Here is an 18472-nt window from a genome sequence, read left to right on the forward strand (position 1 = left end):
GGTCCTCGACCAGCCACGCCTCGATACCACCGGGGCTGACCACGCGCTTGATATCCATCGCGTGGGCGGGGGAGAGGGGGAAGAAAGTCGATGGAAATGGAGTACGCTCATCCTCAACTGTCCTTTCCGGTCGGGGGCAGCAGCAGGCCGGTGACGTGGTTGGTCTGGCTCAGCACGGCGCGGGCGGCGGCGTTGACCTGATCGGCGGTGACGGCGTCGATGCGCACCGGCCAGCTTTCCACGTCGTCGATGCTCTGGCCGGTCGCCAGCGCGGCACCCAGCGTCTGGGCAGGGCCGGTCAGGCTGTCGCGGGCATAGGCTGCCGCGGCCAGCATGCGCTTGCGGGCGGTCGCGACCTCTTCCTCCGTCACGCCGGACTTCAGCAGCTTGTCGATTTCCTCCCACAACGCCGATTCGAGCTTGTCCATCGGAATGCCCGCCGCCGGGCTGGCACCGACGCCCACCGTGGCCATGTCCCAGGCTGTCGGGCCGTAGCCGAGCCAGGCGGAGGTCGCGACCTTCTGGTCCACGACGAGGCTGCGGTAGAGGCGCGACGTTGTGCCGCCGCTCATGATCTCGGCCAGAACCTGCAGCGCGTAGGCATGACCGTCCGGATCCAACCGGTAGGACGGAGCGATCCAGGTCCGGCGTACCGACGGCTGTCGCACCTCCTCGTCACGCAGAACGACCTGCCTTGCAGCACTCATCGGCGGTTCGCTCACCCGCTTGCGCTCCGGCACCGGGCGGGCGGGAATGGCGCCGTAATAGCGCTCGGCCAGCGGCTTCAGCTCCGCCGCGGTGATGTCGCCGGACACCACCAGGATCGCGTTGTTGGGCGTGTACCAGGTCTTGTAGAAGCTCTCCGCCATCTCCCGCGTCAGCGCCGACATCTCCTGCGGCCAGCCGATCACCGGGGTGCCGTAGGGGTGGTGGACGAACATGGTGGCGTTGATCTGCTCGCCGATGCGGTCGGCCGGCTCGTTCTCGACGCGCTGGCGCCGCTCTTCGATGATGACGTCGCGTTCGGGATAGACCACCGCGTCGGTCAGCTTCAGGTTGGCCATGCGGTCGGCCTCCATCCGCATCACCATCTCCAGCCGGTCGCGGGCGACGTTCTGGTAATAGGCGGTGTAATCGTAGCTGGTGAAGGCGTTGTCGCGCCCGCCGTTCTTGGCGACGATGCGGCTGAACTCGCCGGGCGGAATCGCCTCCGTCCCCTTGAACATCAGGTGTTCCAGGAAATGGGCGATGCCGGACTGGCCGCGCTCCTCGTCGGCCGCCCCCACCTTGTACCAGACCATGTGGGTCACGACCGGAACGCGGTGGTTGGGGACGACCACAACCTGCATGCCGTTCGACAGGGTGAAGCTCTCGGGGAAGAACACCCCCTTTTCCGCCGCAAGGGCGGGCGGCGCGGCAATCGGCGCCGGCATCAGGGGGGCAGCGACGGTCATCGTCAGCGCCAGGAATCCGGCCGCGGCGAGGCGGCGGGCTGGGAGGTAGGCGAGCATGAGGGCTCCCGGATCAGGAGGTCCGAATCGAAAGGGGCGCCCTTCGCTGTGAAGGGCGCCCCCCGAAACTGGTGTGATGTCGCGCCCGGGACAAGGTTCGAACCATCCGCGCGCGAACACCTCTGCTTAGAACAGGCCTTCCAGCGGCGCCTTGCGCTTGCGTTCGATGACCGGAGTGGCGGTGCCGTCCACCGACTTGCCCTGGGCCTGGGCCTCGCGCAGGCGCTGCTGCTCCTTGGCGGGGTCGACGAGCGAGTAGGGCTGCTCCTGCTTCTGCCAGAACAGCAGCGAATCGATCCAGCTCTTGTCGGCGATGATCAGCTGGGTGGTTTCCTGATCGACCTTGGTGCGGATGTTGGGGTCGATGCCGTCGCGCGCCGCGGCCTGGGCGACCAGTGACTTCTCGCCCGCGGTCGAACCGGCCGCCGCCCTGGCGTTGCCGCGCGAGGCGCCGCCGAACACGGCGCCGGCGGCCATCTGGGTCGGCGTGCTGTCCTGCGGACGGGCGGCGCCGGGGCGCGGCCGCGGCAGATCCTGCAGGCTGGGCGGCAAGGTCAGCGGAGCGCGGGAAACGACGGCGAACTCGTCAGGGCTCTGGCGGTCGAGACCGATGGAGCGGCGAACATCCGAGCAGCCGGCGAGCGTCAACGCCGCAAGCGCCAGCCCAAGCAGAGGAAGCCGGGTCCGGGAGAGGGAGAGGGCGGAGGAGATGCTGGTCACGTTCGGAGGATCCCGTCGTCTGTCACGTCGTTGCGACCCGGCCCGGAGGCCGCGGCCGCATGGTCAGCGCTCGCCGGCGGTTATAACGCCACCGGCGACGGAACTCTTACGACTTTTCGCGGTCCGCGAACAGTCCGTCGATCAGCAGCAGGACCACGCCGACGCTGATTCCGCTGTCGGCCACGTTGAAGGCCCAGAAATGCCAGCCGGCGACATGGAAATCCAGGAAGTCGACCACCGCGCCGTGCAGCAGCCGGTCGGCGACGTTACCCACCGCGCCGCCGATGATGAAGCCCAGCGCCAGCGCCGCCAGCCGGCTTTCGGCCTGCCGCATCCAGAGGACGAGGCAGACGGCGATCACCGCGGCGATGGCGCTCAGGATATAGGGCATCATCGCCCCGCCGCTGGCGAAGGTGCCGAAGCTGACGCCGTAGTTCCACACCAGCACGAGGTTGAAGAAGGGCGTCACCTCGATGACATGCGGAATCGGCTGCATGACATGTTCAAGGATCCACCATTTGCTGCCCTGGTCGAGCACGACCACCACCGCGGCGACGATCAGCCCGAACAGCCAGTAGGAACGGGATTGGTTGGCGACGAAGCTGTTCATGTGCCCAATCCTCCCTCTCCCCCCCGGGGAGAGGGTCGGGGTGAGGGGGATGCGCGGCGAGAGGCGTCCGGCAAGCGGACCCCCCTCACCCTAACCCTCTCCCCGGGGGGGAGAGGGGATAGGACCGCAGTCGTGGCGTACGGCCTCATGCCACCGCGTCGGAGCAGCGGATGCAGAGCGTCGGGTGGTCGTGGACGGTGCCGACTTCCTCCAGGACCTTCCAGCAGCGCTCGCACTTCTCGCCTTCGGCGAGCGCCGGGGCGACGGCGATGCCGGGGACGTCAGGCAGGGTGAAGGCCCCGTCCGGCGCCGCGGCGTCCGTCACCTCGATGGCGGAGGTGATGCAGACGTCCTGGAAGTCCACGTCGGCCAGCAGGGCCTTGGTGGCGGCATCGACGAAGACGGTCGGGTCGGCCTGCAGCGACGAGCCGATGGTCTTGTTGGCGCGCTCAAGCTCCAGCGCGCCGGTGACGACGCGGCGGACGTTGCGCACCGCCTCCCACTTGGCGGCGAGCGCGTCGTCGCGCCACTCGGCCGGCACCTCCGGGAAGCCGCGCAGATGAACGCTCTCCTCGGTCCAGCCCTGGCCGCTGGTCAGGCCTTCCGGCCGGGCCAGCCACGCCTCTTCCGCAGTGAAGCAGAGAATCGGGGCGAGCCAGGCGGTCAGGGTGGAGAACAGATGCTCCATCACCGTCCGCACCGACCGGCGGCGCACCGAATCGACCGGATCGCAATAGAGGCTGTCCTTGCGGACGTCGAAGTAGAAGGCCGACAGTTCCACGGCACAGAAGTTGTGCAGGGCGACGAACAGGGCGTGGAAGTCGTAGGCCTCGACCTTCTCGCGCACCAGCGCATCCAGCTCCGACAGGCGGTGCAGGACCCAGCGCTCCAGCTCCGGCATTTGGGCGGCGTCGATCCGCTCGGCCGGGGTGTAGTCGGCAAGCGCGCCCAGCAGGTAGCGCAGCGTGTTGCGCAGGCGGCGGTAGAGGTCGGCCTGGGTCTTGATGATCTCCTTGCCGATGCGGAGATCCTCCGAATAGTCGGAGTTGATGATCCACAGGCGCAGGATGTCGGCACCGTACTGGTCGCACACCTCCTGCGGGGCGACCACGTTGCCCAGCGACTTGGACATCTTGCGGCCCTGCTCGTCCAGGACGAAGCCATGGGTCAGCACCGCGTTGTAGGGCGCCCGGCCGCGGGTGCCGCAGCTTTCCAGCAGCGAGGAATGGAACCAGCCGCGATGCTGGTCGGAGCCCTCCAGATAAAGGTCGGCCGGCCAGGCCAGCTCCTCCAGCCTCTGCTCCAGCACGAAGGCGTGCGAGGAGCCCGACTCGAACCAGACGTCGACGATGTCCCGGACCTGCTCGAACTCGTCGGCGGAATAGGCGTTGCCGAGGAAATCCTGCGGGTCGCGGGCGAACCAGGCGTCGGCACCCTCCTGCTGGAAGATGTCGGCGATGCGGGCGAACACCGCCTCGTCGCGCAGGATCTCACCGGTCGCCTTGCGGACGAACAGCGCGATCGGCACGCCCCAGGCGCGCTGACGGCTGATGCACCAGTCCGGGCGGCTCTCGATCATCGAGCGGATGCGGTTCTCGCCCTGGGTCGGGACCCAGCGGGTGTCGGAGATCGCCTGCAGCGCCACCTTGCGCAGATCGTTCGTCTCCATCGAGATGAACCACTGCGGCGTGGTGCGGAAGATCAGCGGCGCCTTGGAGCGCCAGCTGTGCGGATAGCTGTGCTTGATGCGGTTGCTGGCCAGCAGCGACCCGGCTTCCTCGAACGCCTCCAGCACGGCCTTGTTGGCCGGGCCGGGCTTGCCCTGGTCGGTGTAGACGGCGAGGCCGGCGAACAGCGGCACATGGGCGTAATAGCGCCCGTCCTCGCCCACCGTCTGCGGCACCTCGATGCCGTTGGCCTGACCCAGGCGGAAGTCGTCCTCGCCATGGCCGGGGGCGATGTGGACGAAGCCCGAACCGGCGTCGGTCGTCACAAAGTCGCCGGCCAGCAGCGGCACCTTGAAGTCGTAGCCCTTGCCGTTCAGCGGGTGGCGGCAATAGGTGCCGGCAAGGCGCGAGCCGGGGAAGCGGTGCAACTGCTTCCATTCGGTGACGCCGGCCTCCTTCAGCACGCCCTCGGCCACGCCGGTGGCGAGCACCAGACGCTCGCCGACCACGGCTTTGGACCCTTCGGCGACGGCGGTCACCTTGAAGGTGGCGTATTCGATCTCGTCGCCATAGGCGATGGCGCGGTTGGCCGGCAGGGTCCAGGGGGTGGTCGTCCAGATGACGATGCTGGCCTCGTCCACCTCCGGCGCCGACGATCCCCAGACGGGGAAGCGGGCGAAGACGGTGGTGGAGGTGTGGTCGTGGTATTCCACCTCAGCATCGGCCAGCGCGGTCTTCTCCACCACCGACCACATGACCGGCTTGGAGCCCTTGTAGAGGCCGCCGTTCAGCGCGAACTTGTGGATTTCGCGGACGATCTGCGCCTCGGCCGGGAAGGTCATGGTGGCGTAGGGATGCTTCCAGTCGCCTTCCACGCCCAGCCGGCGGAACTCGGCGGCCTGGATGCCGACCCATTCCTCGGCGAACTGGCGGCATTCGGCGCGGAACTGGATGAGCGGCACGTCATCCTTGTTCTTGCCGGCCTTGCGGTACTTCTCCTCGATCTTCCACTCGATGGGCAGGCCGTGGCAGTCCCAGCCCGGGACATAATCGGCGTCGAAGCCCTGCATCTGGCGGAAGCGGACGATCACGTCCTTTAGGATCTTGTTGACGGCATGGCCGATGTGGATGTTGCCGTTGGCATAGGGCGGGCCATCGTGCAGCACGAACTTCTTGCGGCCCTTGGCGCCGGCGCGCAGCTTGCCGAACAGATCCATCTCGGCCCAGCGCTTCAGCAGCTCGGGCTCCTTGGTCGGCAGGCCGCCACGCATGGGGAAGTCGGTGCGGGGCAGGAAGACGGTCGATTTGTAATCGCGGGTCATATCGGATCCCTGGGGGAAAGCATCACCGTCGGGCGGCGGCCGGCAGGACTGGCCGTGGCGCCACCCGGAACACAGCAGGTCTCTATCCCGGCCCTCCTCAGAGAGCCGGGCCGGTAATTCGCGCGCGGTGCGCCGGAGCGCACATCATCGGGATCCGCAGTGAGACGTCCATGGCGCGGGATATTAGCGGCGTGTGCGGTGCGGTCAAGGACGGCTCACGCCGGTGCGGAGCGCGGCAGGGTCCGAAAAATCCGCTGGTCATGGGACTGCTGCAAATCTAGGGTGTTGCCGCCGGGGTGTCCGGCACAGGGAAGTTCGCGGCAGGCAGCACGCGCAAGGGTATCGGCGGGCATGATCGATCCACGGACAAGCGACTTCCTGGCCGAATATCTTGCTTCCGCCAACAAGGACCCGGCGGTTCTGGACCGCTTCCTCCTGCATGGGCCGGAGCGCGGCGGACGCGGCGCCCGGCCGCGGCTGAAGATCGCCTTCTTCGATTTCTGGCCGGAGTTCGATCCGTCCGCGAACTTCTTCGTGGAGATCCTGTCGAGCCGCTTCGACGTATCGGTCGTCGACAACGACTGCGACCTCGCCATCGTGTCGGTGTTCGGCACCCGCCATCGCGAGGCGCGGACCGCCCGTGGGCTGTTCTTCACCGGCGAGAATGTTCGGCCCCCGCTCGACGGCGTCGACATGTCGGTGTCGTTCGACCGCATCGACGATCCCCGGCATTACCGCCTGCCGCTCTACGTCATGCATGCCTGGGACCACATGCGCGAGGGGGCGACGCCGCATTTCTGCCATCCGGTCCTGCCGCCGGTGCCGCCGACGCGGGAAGAGGCGGCCAAGCGGAAGTTCTGCGCCTTCCTCTACAAGAATCCCAACTGCGCCCGCCGCAACGACTTCTTCCGGATGCTCTGCGCGCGGCGCCATGTGGAGTCGGTGGGCTGGCTGCTGAACAACACCGGCAGCGTCGTGAAGATGGGCTGGCTGCCGAAGATCCGGGTCTTCTCGCGCTACCGCTTCGCCTTCGCCTTCGAGAACTTCTCCTATCCCGGCTATCTGACGGAAAAGATCCTCGACGCTTTCCAGGCCGGCGCCGTCCCGCTCTATTGGGGGGATCCCGGCGTGTTGCGCGATGTCGCCGCCGGCAGTTTCATCGACATGTCGCGCTATTCCTCCGACGAGGAGGCGATCGACGCCATCCTGGCCGTCGACGACGATTACGACACCTATCGCCGTTACCGCAGCACGCCGCCCTTCCTCGGCACGGAGGATTTCTACTTCGATGCCTACCGGCTGGCCGAATGGATCGAAAGCCGCCTGTGAGCGGCGCCAGTAAGGGAGTGGGCGATGAAGCGGGTGCTGCTGAATTATGCCGACGGGGCCTTCACGACGGCGCAGAAATACAACGCCAGGACCGGGCTGGAGGTCGGCGGCTTCGACGGGGTGGCGATGATGGGGCGGCACCACATCGATGCCGCCTTCGCCGCCCGCAACCGGCATATCCTGGAGGAGCCGCGCGGGGCCGGCTACTGGCTGTGGAAGCCCTATTTCATCGACCTGATGCTGCGCAAGCATCTGCAGGACGGCGACATCATGTTCTACTGCGACAGCGGCGCCCATTTCGTCCACAACGCCGACCCGGTGATCGAAGTCTGCCGGCGGCGGCGCGACCTGCCGGTCCTGCTGTTCACGCTGGAGGACCATCACAGCAACCGTGTCTGGACGAAGCGCGACTGCTTCCATTTCATGGGGCTGGACCAGCCGGCCCTCACCGACGCGCCGCAGATCCTCGCCAGCTTCATCGTTTGTGAACGCGGGCCGGAAAGCATGGACTTCGTTTCCCAATGGCTGCGCTATGCCCAGGATGCCCGGCTGATCACCGACGCCCCCAATGAATGCGGCCTGCCGAACTATCCGGAGTTCCGCGACCATCGCCACGACCAGAGCATCCTCAGCCTGCTCGGCCGCCGCAACGGCGTGACCGCCATTCCCGACATCTCACAATGGGGGGACGGCCGCCGTCCGGCGGAGATTCCCCGCATCCTGGAACACACGCGCTGGCGCGACTGAGGTCGGCTATGGCAGACAAATGCCGCACCCGTCCCCGTCAACCGACAGTACCGATCGGCAGCGCATGACCAGCTTCACCCGTGGCGTGGCGGCGGAAAACAGCGGCAAACTGGAGGAGGCGAGGGCCCGCTACCTCGAAGCCTTGCAGGCCGAGCCGCAGAACCCGGCCGCCCTGCACCGGCTGGGCGTGGTGGAGTTGCGGCTGGGCCGCCCGCGCGAGGCGGTGATCCTGTTCCAGAAGTCGCTGGCCATCGCGAAGGACCCGGAGGTCTATCTCGATTTCGGCGCGGCCATGGCCGCCATGGCCCGCTGGGATGCGGCGGCTACGGTCTATGCGGCGGCGCTGCGGGTCGCCCCCGCTTCGGTCGATGCGCATTACGGGCTTGCGCTGGCCCTGCACCGGCAAGGACGCCCGCAGGATGCCGAGCCCCATTACCGCAAGGTGCTGGCGACCCACTCCCATTTGGGGGAGGTCCACAACAACCTCGGCGTCGCCATGCAGGATCTGGGTCGTTTCGCGGAGGCCGCCGCCGCCCACCGGGAGGCGGCGCGGCTCGATCCTGGCGACGCTGCGTCCTGGTCAAAGCTGGGCGTGGCGCTTCACCGCATGGGTCGCGACGCGGAGGCCGAAGCGGCCTTCCGCAAGGCGCTCGGCTTCGCGCCGCAGGATGCGGACAACTGGCACAACCTGACCGGACTGCTCGACGCCACCGGCCGCCCCGCCGAGGCGCTCGTCGCCGGCCGTCTTGCGGTGGCGCTCGATCCGGTCAGCGCGAGAAACTGGTTGGCCCTGGGCAACGCCGCCCGTGCGGCGGAACGGCGGGAGGAGGCAGGGCGCGCGGCGTCGGCCGCTGTCCGGCTGGAGCCGTCTAACCCGGCGGCGCGCAACAATCTCGCCAATGCTCTGCGGGAACTCGGCCGTCCGCAGGACGCCGTGGCACAGTACCGCGCGGCGCTGGATCTGCAGCCCGATTTCCCGGTGGCGGAGATCAATCTGGCCCTGCTCCTGTCGAGCCTGCGCGATGCGGATGGCGCGCTTTCGGTCCTCAGGGCCCTGCTGGCCCGGCAGCCGGCGAACGGCGAGGCTTGGCGGCGGCTGGGCGGCGTTCTGGCGGAGGCCATCCGCCCCGATGCCGCCGTCGCCGTCCTGCGCAATGCCGTCGTCATCGATCCCGGCGGGGCCGACGCCCATGCCGATCTGGCGATGGCCGCCGCGATGGCCGGCTGGAGCGTGGTGTCGGCGGACGCCTGTCGGCGGGTGCTGCGGCTGGTTCCGGACCATGCCGCGGCCTTGGGCCAGCTCGTCCGTCAGCAGAGGCTTCTGTGCGACTGGCGCGACCTGGACGGGCTGGAGGCGCGGCTCCTCCGGCGCGTGCGCGAGGGGGCGGAGGGGGTGTCGCCCTTCGACGTCCTGTCCTGCGCCTCGACCCTGGCCGATCAGCAGTCGGCCGCGGCCCGCTGGGCGGCGGCGAAGGCCCACGGCGCCGTCCTGGCGGTTCGGCCGGCGGCGGCCGCGCGCGACGGACGCCTGCGGATCGGCTACCTGTCGGCGGATTTCCGCGAGCATGCGATGGGCCACCTGATGGTCGATGCCCTGGAGACGCATGATCGCTCCCGCTTCGCCGTCACCGCCTATTCGACCGGCATCGACGACGGCAGCGCGTTGCGCCGGCGGTTCGAGCGGGGGATCGAGCGCTTCGTCGACCTGCGCCGCCATACCGACGCCAATGCGGCGCAGGCCATCGCCGCGGACGGCATCGACATCCTGGTCGATCTGACCGGCTTCACCACCTTTTCGCGCACCGCGATCCTGGCGGCACGACCGGCCCCGGTGCAGGTCAACTGGCTGGGCTATCCGGGCACGTTGGGGGCGGAGTATGTCGACTACATCGTCGCCGACCCCACGGTGATCGCGCCGGGCGAGGAGGGGGTCTTCACCGAGCGGGTGGTGCGGCTGCCGGATTGCTATCAGCCCAACGACCGCCGGCGCGTCATCGCCGAGGCCACGCCGACCCGTGCGGAGTGCGGGCTGCCGACCGACGGTTTCGTCTTCTGCTGCTTCAACAGCGCCTACAAGCTGACGCCCGCCCTGTTCGACGGTTGGGCGCGCATCCTGGCGGCGGTGCCCGGCAGCGTGCTGTGGCTTTATGCCGGGAATCCCCAGGTGACGGCGAACCTGCGCCGCGAGGGCGAAGCCCGTGGTGTGGAACCCCATCGGCTCGTCTTCGCCAAGCCCTTGCCCCATGCCGAGCATCTGGCGCGGCACCGGCAGGCTGACCTGTTCCTCGACACCCTTCCCTACAATGCGCACACCACGGCCAGCGACGCCCTGTGGGCGGGGTTGCCGGTGCTGACACGGCGCGGGACCACCTTCGCCGGGCGCGTAGCGGCCAGCCTGCTGCGGGCGGCCGGACTGCCCGAACTGATCGTCGACGGGCAGGAGGCCTATGAGACGGCGGCGGTGGCGCTCGCCAGCTCGCCCGACCGGCTCCGCGACCTGCGGCAGCGGCTGGTGCGCAACCGGCCGGTCTGCGCGCTGTTCGACACGCCGCGCTTCACCCGGCATCTGGAGGCGGCTTTCCAGAAGATGTGGGACATTCACCGGGCCGGCGGAGCGCCGCGTCCGATCACGATTGCGGCTGACGACACCGGCGGTCCGAAAGCCGCCATGCAGGGAGAAGGGGAGGCCACATGACGACCGCGGACAGCACGGGGGCGCGGCTCCACATCGTCGTTCCCTACCGGGATCGCGAAAGCCATCTGCGGCAATTCGTTCCGTGGGTGGGCGACTATTTCGACCGGCTTGTTCCGCGGATCGACTATCGCGTCACCTTCGTGGAGCAGGAGGCCGGCCTTCCCTTCAACCGGGGGGCGCTGATGAATGCCGGCTTTCTGCTGGGGGAAGGGCAGAGCGACTACACCTGCCTTCACGATGTCGACTATCTGCCGGTCGATGCCGACTATAGCTGGGCCGACTGTCCCACCCCCATCCTCTGGTACGGGGCGGAGCAGCGGCCGGTGGCGCCGGGGCGGTCGGACCGCACGGTGACGACCAATCTGGAAAGCTCGATGGGCGGCGTGCTGCTGATGCCGAACACGGTCATGCGGCAGGTCGACGGCTATTCCAACGCCTTCTGGGGCTGGGGCTACGAGGATTTCGATTTTTCACTGCGCATCCGGGCGCGCCGCATTCCGACCGGCAGGCGCAAGGGCCGCTTCCAGCCGCTTGACCACGACAATGACGGCTTCACGCCGGAAGCGGTGCCGTCCCCCATCTCCCTGGTCAACCGCCGCGTCTTCCAGGAGCTTTGGTCCACCGGCAAGATCCCGGCCGGCGACGGGCTGTCCACGCTGTCCTTCGACGTGCTGGACCGCCGCCCCTGCGACGGCGCCGTCGCGGAGGTGCAAGGGCGCTGGGAAATCGTCCGCGTCCGGTTCAACCATGTCCCCAGGCCCGATCAGGCAGCGGCGGCGGCCGCGCAGGGAGCCTCATGAGGCGGCTTGTCATTTTGCCGATGGCGGACTTTAAGATCGCGTCCCGGCCGGCTCGTCGCGCTTGCGGCAAGGAGGTCGGTCAATTGGAAACGAGACAAACATGAACGATGCCCCGGTGAACACCTTGCTGCAGAGTTTCCTGAAGGGCGGCGCCACGCTGCTGGCAGCCGGACAGGGGGCGGCAGCCTGGTTCGCGGGAATGCAGTCCGAAGATCATGCCGTAATCGCCGAGGATGCGCCCGGTTCCATCGGCGGCTGGTGCGCCCGGTTGGGCCTCCGGCATGTTGACTGGCTGGTGTTGCATCGCAACGGCGGCGCATTGGCGGCGCTGGAGAGCGCCGGGGAGATGCTGCGGCTTCGTCGCATCGATTTCGTCCAGTTCGATGGCACGGAGGCCGGCGGCGACCTGTCGGCGCTGTACGATCTGCTGCAGGGCAGCCGCTATGCGATGTTCCGGTTCGATGGCCGGACTTTGCAGCACTGCCGGCAACCACCGGCGGACGGCGCGGCCTGCACCCATCTGGCAGTGGCTCCGCGTCATTGGCAGCGGCTGTTCACCCGCGACCGTTCGATGTTCCGCTACTCGGAACTGTTTCCACACTACGGCATCGTACCGCGCGGGATCGTCCATATCGGCGCACATGAGGGCGAGGAATATCCCCAGTATGTCGAAGCCGGCTGCCGCCGGGTCCTGTTCGTGGAGGCCGATCCGGACACCTATGCCCGCCTTGCCCCGCGCTTTGCCTCAAATCCGGATGTTACCTGTATCAACCGTGCGGTGTCGGACCGGGCCGGACGACTTCCCTTTTCGCGGATGAGCGGCAGCCAATCCAGTTCTCTGCTGCCCCCGAAGGAACATCTGGACGTTTATCCCGGCATCACGCTGACCGGCACCATCGAGGTCGATGCGGCGCCGTTGCCCGACATTCTGGCGGAATTCGGCATCGATGCCGGCGCCTACAATGTGCTGGCCATCGACACACAAGGTGCGGAGCGGATGATCCTGGCCGGCTGCGGCGCGCTGCTGGGGCGCTTCGACGCCGTGTCGGTCGAGGTGAATTACGCGGAACTTTACGAGGGCTGCGGACGGATCGCCGATATCGACGACCTGCTGTTCCCGCACGGCTACCAGCGGGTGGAGGAGGTCAGCCCCTTTCATCACAGTTGGGGCGACGCCTTTTACGTTCGCCGCAGCTGACGGCACATCAAGGCGGGGGCGGCGCGGTGGCCGCCTCCGGCAACGATCACATGCTCGACTTGCCGCCGTGGGCGGACGACCAGCCGACCGGGTCGTTCAGGAACTTCTCGACCTCCGACAGGGTGTTCTCGTCGAAATAGCGGTTGTCGCGGGCGACCTTCAGCACGTCCCACCAGGTGCACAGCGCGTGCAGGCGCACGCCGATGGCGTCCATGTTGACCTTCGACTGCGGGAAGATGCCGTAGTGGAAGATCACGAAGGTGTCCGTCACCTGGGCGCCGCCGTTGCGCAGCGCGGTGACGAAGTTCTCCTTGCTCTTGCCGTCGGTCGCCAGATCCTCGACCAGCAGGACGCGCTGCCCCTCGGTCAGCAGGCCTTCGATCTGGGCGTTGCGGCCGAAGCCCTTGGGCTTCTTGCGCACATACTGCATCGGCAGTTCCAGCCGGTCGGCGATCCAGGCGGCGAAGGGAATGCCGGCGGTCTCGCCCCCGGCCACCGCGTCGATGGCCTCATAGCCGATCTCGCGCTCGATCGTGGCGACCGCGAAGTCCATCAGCGCCTTGCGGGCGCGCGGGAAGGACACGATGCGGCGGCAATCGGTGTAGACCGGGCTGGCCCAGCCCGAGGTGAAGATGAAGGGCGTCTCGGCGTTGAAATGCAGCGCCTTGATCTCCAGCAGGATCTTGGCCGCGGTTGCGGCGATGGTGGCCTGATCGGGCAGGGTCGACATGACGGTAGGCTCCGGAAAACGGGATGGCTCGCGCGGTGCCCCCTGTGTAGCGGCGTGATCGCGGAATCGCAACGGCGGGGGAGTTGCGGACCTGCCGGACGAGGGATGCGGGCCAGGGATTCAGGCGGGGTCTCAGACCGGAATGTCGCCGAACACCCGGCCCGCCGGGTCCGTCGGAGTGCCGGTGGCGGCGCTGCCCTTCAGCCAGCGTGCGAACTGGCGGTCGGCGGTGTTGATGTGCAGCATCAGCCATTGCGGCAGGAATTCCGCCAGGCTGTTGCGAACCTCCTCGTCCGCCACCTCGCCGGAAGCGAAGGCATGGACGCGGTCCCAGGCCAGCTGGTGCTGGGCGAGGTGGTCGTCGAGGAAGGGATAGCCCGCCTCCTCCATCACCTGCTGTTCGTCGGCGAAATGCGACTCGGTGTAGGCGACGGCGGCGGCCAGGGTCCTGCGCATCTCCTCGGCCGGATGGCCTTCCGTGACGGCACGCTCGAAGGCCTGGACCAGGGCGATCCACTCGCGATGCTGCTCGTCGATCGATGCGATGCCCAGGACCAGGTCGTCGCTCCACACGAGGCGGCCGTAATCGACGGTGTCGGCGCTCTCGCTGTCGCTCATGTCGGCACTCTCGCTGTCGCTCATGGCGCTGTCGATCATGGCGGGACCCATGCTGGTCGGAGATGCATCCGGCGGATGGCGCGCGCAGGGTATGCGGCGGCCGGAATCTCCTAGATTTCCCGGCCGCCGGCCGCAAGCGTCGGCGATGCTACCAATTGCCGCGTCCCCGTTTCGTTACCGCGGTTTGCCTGACCGAACTCAGACGGCGCCGCGGACGCTGCCCAGGAAGCGGTCGACCTGACTGCGCAGCAACTCCGCCTGCTTCGACAGCTCGCCGGAGGAGGAGAGCAGGCGCGAGGCCCCGCTTCCGGTCTCCGACGCCGCCTGCAGGACGCCGCCGATGGACGAGGACACCTCGTTGGTGCCGGCCGCCGCCTGCTGGACGTTGCGGGCGATCTCCATGGTGGCGGCGTTCTGGCCGTCGACCGCCTGGGCGATGGTGCCGACGATGTCGTTCACCTCGCCGATCGTCGCGGCGATGCTCTGGATCGCCTGCACGGCGTCGGCAGTCGCCGTCTGGATTTCCTGGATCTGCTGCGAGATGTCGCCGGTGGCCTTCGCGGTCTGGTTGGCGAGACTCTTCACCTCGCTCGCCACCACGGCGAAGCCCTTGCCCGCTTCGCCGGCGCGGGCGGCCTCGATGGTCGCGTTCAGCGCCAGCAGGTTCGTCTGTCCGGCGATGGAGCTGATCAGGTTCACCACGTCGCCGATCTGGTTCGCCTTGGCGGACAGGCCGTCGACGATGCGGTTGGTGCCGTCCGCCTGATCGGCCGCGTGCCTGGCCTTGCGGCTGCTTTCGCCGATCTGCCGTCCGATCTCGGCGATGGAGGCCGCCAGTTCCTCTGCGGCGGCGGCCACGGTCTGGACATTGACCGACGCCTGTTCGGACGCGGCGGCGACGGTGGTCGCCTGGGTCTCGGTATGGTCGGCGGTGGTCGCCAGCGACTGCGCCAGCGTCCGCACCTCGGTCGAGGAGGTGGAAACGCTGTCGACCACGCCCTTCACCTGGCTCTCGAACCGGTCGGCCAGCGCCGCCATCTCGGCCCGCTTGCGCTCCTCGGCGGCGTGCTCGGTCTCGGCCTGGCGGCGGCGGAAGGCGTCGGCCTCCACCGCGTTGGCCTTGAACACCTCGACGGCACCGGTGATCTGCCCAATCTCGTCCCGGGACTCGGAGGCCGGCACCGCCACGGTCAGGTCACCTCTCGCCAGCGTCAGCATCGCGTCGGTCAACCGGCGCAGCGGACGCAGGGCCGCCACCGTCCACAGCCCGAAGCCGGCGGCCAGCAGCAGGGCGGCGCCGCACAGCGACAGCATCAGTGTCTGAAAGCCGCTGGCGACCTCGCGCGTGCGGGCGGCGATCTGCTGGTTCTTGTGCTCCTGCAGGTCGATGAAGGCGTTGATGCGCTTCAGCCATTCGGTGAAGGCCGGGCGGGCGTCCTGCATCAGCGCCTTCTGCGCGCCGGCCATGTCGTTGGCCTTGCGGGCGGCGACGACCGCCTTGAGCGCCGGCAGGCTCTTCGCCTCGATCTCCTTGATGCCGGCAAGCAGGGACCGCTCTTCCGGCTCGATGTCTGACATGCTCGCGAACATGGCGTCGAGAGGTTTGGCGGATTGCTCGTAGAAGGCGGCCAGCCGGTCGATGTCGGCGAGCGCCGCGGACAAGGTCGTCGGATCGGTGGCCAGCACCACGTCGCGCAATGCGATGGCGCGGTCATGCACGCTGCCGCGGAAGTTGATGGCGTAGCGCTGCTTGACGCTGTTCACCTCGTTGATCCGGGTGAGGTCGGCGTCGATCTTCCGCACCTCGCGGACGCCGATGACGGTCAGGCTCATCAGGAGAATAAGCACCACGCCGAAGCCGAGGAACAGCCGCGTGCGAATGGTGGCGTGCCGGGAAAGGAACATGTCGGCGCATCCCGTCGAATATGGCCCCGGTGGGCAAGGATCTTACTGTACCCCGAAAGGGTTTACACTTTCGGTGGGAAGGAAATGTGATTCGGGGCGCGCTTGGCAAGCCCGGCGGCAGTGCATCGCCGGAAGGGGGCGGGTTGCGGATCGGTGCGTGGGCCGCAATATGCGGCGGGCCAGCAACCGTTCGGGAGTTCCCGTCTTGGATCCGTCGATGCCGCCCTCATCCTTGCCCGCCCGGCCGCTGCGACGGCTCCGTTCCCCATCCGCCGGTCTGATGCTGGCGCTGCTGCCCGCCCTTCTGGCGCCGCTCGCCCCCGCTTCCGCCCCCGCTCAGGAAAAGGCGCAGGACAGGACGGAAGCGGCGGACATCGTCAAGCCGGGCGCCCGGGCGGACGATCGCAAGCCCGAGGACCGTGCGCCCGAGGGCCGCAAGCCGGACGATCTCCAAGGCTTCGATCCGCAGCGCAGCGTGACCCGTCACAGCCTGCCACTTCCCGGCGGGGCGCTGGCCTATGGCACGACGGCGGAGTTCCTGCCGCTGCGCGACGGCGCCAGGGAGGAACTGGCGGCCCGCATCTTCACGGTGTCCTACACCGCGGACCCGAAAAGCCCGGCCGATGGGCCGCGGCCTGTCACCTTCGTCTTCAACGGCGGGCCGGGTGCCGCGTCGGCTTACATGCATCTTGGTGCGGCGGGACCCAAGGTGGTCGCCTTCGGGCCCGACGGCACCCTGCCGCCGCCGCCCGCCGCGCTCGTCGACAATCCCGACAGCTGGCTGGCCTTCACCGATCTGGTCTTCGTCGATCCGGTCGGGACGGGCTTCAGCCGGGCCGTGAAGCCCGATGAGACGGAGAAGCGCTTCTGGTCGGTGGATGGCGATGCACGGGCGATGGCCGAGATCGTCCGGCTCTGGCTGACCCGCCAGGGACGCTGGTCGTCCCCCACCTTCCTGGCCGGGGAAAGCTATGGCGGCTTCCGCATCGCCAAGATGGCCGACGAACTGATCGATCAGGTGGGGCTTGCGGTGAATGGGCTGATCCTGGTCTCGCCCGTCGTCGATTTCGCCGCCCTCGACGAGGACGGCATCCTCGGCCCGGCTTGGAAACTGCCGTCCATGGCCGCCGCCGCGGCCGCGCTTGGGCGCCGGCCGGGTACGCCGGAGCAGGCGGCCGAAGCGGCGGAGCGTTTTGCGCTCGGTCCCTACCTCTCCGGGTTGGCCGGGCTGGACTATGGCCGGCTCGATGCGGGGCAGGACGTCTTCGCCGAGGTGGCGCGCATCACCGGCCTGCCGGTGGAGATCGTGCGGCGCCAGCGCGGGCGTGTGCCGATGGGAGTCTTCACGCGCGAGCTTCTGCGCGACCAGGGGCGCATCCTCAGCATTTATGACGGCACCTTCACCGCGGCCGATCCCGATCCGGGGTCGGCCCGCATTCCGTTCGATCCCTTCCTGAAGGGGACGGTGCCGACCTACACGACGGCCTTCGCCTCCTACGCCCATGACGCTCTGGGGGTGCGGACCGACGCGCCCTACCGGCTGCTGAGCGACCGGGTGAACCGGAACTGGGAATGGCCGCGGATGTCGGTGCCGAGCGCCGTCGACGCGCTGCAGACGGCGCTGACCCTGCAGCCGGCGCTGCGGGTGCTGATCGTCCATGGCCGTACCGACCTGATCACCCCCTACATGGCCTCGCGCTGGGTGGCGTCCAGGCTGGAGTTGCCGGCGGGCGAGCGCGACCGGGTGGCGGTGACGGTGCATCCGGGCGGGCACATGATGTATACGCGCGCGGAAGGCCGCGCCGCGCTGGCCGCCGATGCCCGCGCCCTGGTCGAGGAGGCCCTGCGCCGGCGCTGACGAGGCGTGCCGACAAGGCTTCCTGGAAAGGCCTGAGAGGATGAATCGAAAAAGGGCGCCCCGGCGGGAGCGCCCCTTTTCGTGTGTCAGTCCCTGGTCCGGCTTAGAACAGACGCAGGATCGACTGCTGCGACTGGTTGGCCAGCGAGAGGGCGATGGTGCCGAGCTGCTGACGGGTCTGCAGCATCAGCAGGCTGGCGCCTTCCTCGTTCTGGTCGGCCAGCGTCAGCTTGCTGGCACCTTCCGTCAGAACGTCGCTGAACTCCTTGGTGAAGCTCTCGCGGGTCGTGATGATGTTCAGGTTCGTCGACAGCTGCTGCGACGCGGAGCGGATCGTCGCCTTGGCGTTGTCCAGGCCGGCAACCGCCTTGTCGATGTCGGCGCGGTCCATCCAGTCGTTCTGCGCACCGTCCATCCGCAGACCCTGGCCGCTGGTCGACAGGTTCACGGCGTTGACGGTGATCGAGTTGGTGTTGCGTTCGTTCAGCTGGACCGTGATGTCGTTCGACGTGGTGGCATCCGAGATCTGCTTGGTGACGATGTTGGCCGAGCAGTTGGCCGTCGCCGCCTGCTGGATGGTCGTGGCATCGACCCCCAGCCGCACCGTGCCGGTGTCGAACGTGAAGGATTGCTCGCCGCCGGACAGCTTGCCGTCGCCGCGGTCGCTCATGCCGTCGCGGGTAACCTGGGCGCCGTTGGAGTTGGTCACCTGGATCTGCAGGTCGACCTTCTTCTCGATGGTCGAGATGCCGTTGCCCTGGT

Annotated in this window: 14 protein-coding genes; 6 read left to right on the forward strand and 8 right to left on the reverse strand. The window is 68.2% G+C overall.

Annotated features, from left to right (window positions below):
• Positions 1-113: 113 nt before the first annotated feature.
• From FZ983_RS33305 to ileS, 4 genes are all read right to left on the reverse strand, one after another.
• Positions 114-1511 (reverse strand): pitrilysin family protein, encoded by a 1398-nt coding sequence (locus tag FZ983_RS33305; RefSeq protein ID WP_149229032.1) that lies wholly within the window; start codon positions 1509-1511, stop codon positions 114-116.
• A gap of 126 nt (positions 1512-1637) precedes the next feature.
• Complete coding sequence (locus FZ983_RS33310; protein WP_149229033.1) at positions 1638-2231, reverse strand: DUF3035 domain-containing protein; 594 nt, start codon at positions 2229-2231, stop codon at positions 1638-1640.
• Between the two features lie 106 nt (positions 2232-2337).
• Positions 2338-2841: a signal peptidase II gene (gene lspA, locus FZ983_RS33315; RefSeq protein ID WP_149229034.1), complete on the reverse strand. Its 504-nt coding sequence runs from the start codon at positions 2839-2841 to the stop codon at positions 2338-2340.
• A gap of 145 nt (positions 2842-2986) precedes the next feature.
• A complete protein-coding gene (gene ileS, locus FZ983_RS33320; protein ID WP_149229035.1) occupies positions 2987-5830 on the reverse strand; it encodes an isoleucine--tRNA ligase in 2844 nt (947 codons plus the stop codon).
• 351 nt (positions 5831-6181) lie between these two features.
• Between ileS and FZ983_RS33325 the strand changes: the two genes are divergently transcribed.
• The 5 genes from FZ983_RS33325 to FZ983_RS33345 all read left to right on the forward strand — a co-directional run bounded on the left by FZ983_RS33325 (position 6182) and on the right by FZ983_RS33345 (position 12599).
• A complete protein-coding gene (locus tag FZ983_RS33325) occupies positions 6182-7159 on the forward strand; it encodes a glycosyltransferase family 10 (protein WP_149229036.1) in 978 nt (325 codons plus the stop codon).
• A gap of 24 nt (positions 7160-7183) precedes the next feature.
• Complete coding sequence (locus FZ983_RS33330) at positions 7184-7906, forward strand: hypothetical protein (protein WP_149229037.1); 723 nt, start codon at positions 7184-7186, stop codon at positions 7904-7906.
• 64 nt (positions 7907-7970) lie between these two features.
• Entirely contained in the window at positions 7971-10601 is a 2631-nt protein-coding gene (locus FZ983_RS33335) for a tetratricopeptide repeat protein (protein ID WP_149229038.1), read from the forward strand.
• On the forward strand, positions 10598-11401 hold the full coding sequence (locus FZ983_RS33340; protein ID WP_149229039.1) for a galactosyltransferase-related protein: 804 nt from the start codon (positions 10598-10600) through the stop codon (positions 11399-11401). Before FZ983_RS33335 ends, FZ983_RS33340 begins: the two co-directional genes overlap by 4 nt.
• 100 nt (positions 11402-11501) lie before the next feature.
• Positions 11502-12599 (forward strand): FkbM family methyltransferase, encoded by a 1098-nt coding sequence (locus FZ983_RS33345; protein ID WP_149229040.1) that lies wholly within the window; start codon positions 11502-11504, stop codon positions 12597-12599.
• Positions 12600-12645: 46 nt separating this feature from the next.
• Here FZ983_RS33345 and FZ983_RS33350 read toward each other — a convergent pair whose 3' ends face one another.
• The 3 genes from FZ983_RS33350 to FZ983_RS33360 all read right to left on the reverse strand — a co-directional run bounded on the left by FZ983_RS33350 (position 12646) and on the right by FZ983_RS33360 (position 15852).
• Positions 12646-13329: an orotate phosphoribosyltransferase gene (locus FZ983_RS33350; RefSeq protein ID WP_014247028.1), complete on the reverse strand. Its 684-nt coding sequence runs from the start codon at positions 13327-13329 to the stop codon at positions 12646-12648.
• 132 nt (positions 13330-13461) lie between these two features.
• Complete coding sequence (locus tag FZ983_RS33355; protein WP_247884082.1) at positions 13462-13986, reverse strand: hemerythrin family protein; 525 nt, start codon at positions 13984-13986, stop codon at positions 13462-13464.
• Between the two features lie 159 nt (positions 13987-14145).
• Positions 14146-15852, reverse strand: coding sequence for a methyl-accepting chemotaxis protein (locus FZ983_RS33360; RefSeq protein WP_149229041.1), 1707 nt, complete (start codon positions 15850-15852; stop codon positions 14146-14148).
• Between the two features lie 217 nt (positions 15853-16069).
• On the opposite strand from FZ983_RS33360, the gene FZ983_RS33365 reads away from it, so the two are divergent.
• Positions 16070-17710: a septum formation initiator gene (locus tag FZ983_RS33365; RefSeq protein ID WP_247884083.1), complete on the forward strand. Its 1641-nt coding sequence runs from the start codon at positions 16070-16072 to the stop codon at positions 17708-17710.
• Positions 17711-17813: 103 nt separating this feature from the next.
• Here FZ983_RS33365 and FZ983_RS33370 read toward each other — a convergent pair.
• Positions 17814-18472: flagellin (locus FZ983_RS33370; protein ID WP_282187076.1), on the reverse strand; the 659-nt coding region annotated here is incomplete at its 5' end.

The sequence above is a fragment of the Azospirillum sp. B21 genome (assembly GCF_008364825.1).
Taxonomy (GTDB): domain Bacteria; phylum Pseudomonadota; class Alphaproteobacteria; order Azospirillales; family Azospirillaceae; genus Azospirillum.

Bases quoted from the DNA above. Each gene is read 5' to 3' on its own strand.
- FZ983_RS33330 (WP_149229037.1), top strand. From the start codon at position 7,184: ATGAAGCGGGTGCTGCTGAATTATGCCGACGGGGCCTTCACGACGGCG.
- FZ983_RS33345 (WP_149229040.1), top strand. From the start codon at position 11,502: ATGAACGATGCCCCGGTGAACACCTTGCTGCAGAGTTTCCTGAAGGGC.
- FZ983_RS33305 (WP_149229032.1), bottom strand. From the start codon at position 1,511: ATGCTCGCCTACCTCCCAGCCCGCCGCCTCGCCGCGGCCGGATTCCTG.
- FZ983_RS33360 (WP_149229041.1), bottom strand. From the start codon at position 15,852: ATGTTCCTTTCCCGGCACGCCACCATTCGCACGCGGCTGTTCCTCGGC.
- FZ983_RS33335 (WP_149229038.1), top strand. From the start codon at position 7,971: ATGACCAGCTTCACCCGTGGCGTGGCGGCGGAAAACAGCGGCAAACTG.
- FZ983_RS33350 (WP_014247028.1), bottom strand. From the start codon at position 13,329: ATGTCGACCCTGCCCGATCAGGCCACCATCGCCGCAACCGCGGCCAAG.
- FZ983_RS33365 (WP_247884083.1), top strand. From the start codon at position 16,070: ATGCCGCCCTCATCCTTGCCCGCCCGGCCGCTGCGACGGCTCCGTTCC.
- ileS (WP_149229035.1), bottom strand. From the start codon at position 5,830: ATGACCCGCGATTACAAATCGACCGTCTTCCTGCCCCGCACCGACTTC.
- lspA (WP_149229034.1), bottom strand. From the start codon at position 2,841: ATGAACAGCTTCGTCGCCAACCAATCCCGTTCCTACTGGCTGTTCGGG.
- FZ983_RS33340 (WP_149229039.1), top strand. From the start codon at position 10,598: ATGACGACCGCGGACAGCACGGGGGCGCGGCTCCACATCGTCGTTCCC.
- FZ983_RS33325 (WP_149229036.1), top strand. From the start codon at position 6,182: ATGATCGATCCACGGACAAGCGACTTCCTGGCCGAATATCTTGCTTCC.
- FZ983_RS33355 (WP_247884082.1), bottom strand. From the start codon at position 13,986: ATGATCGACAGCGCCATGAGCGACAGCGAGAGTGCCGACATGAGCGAC.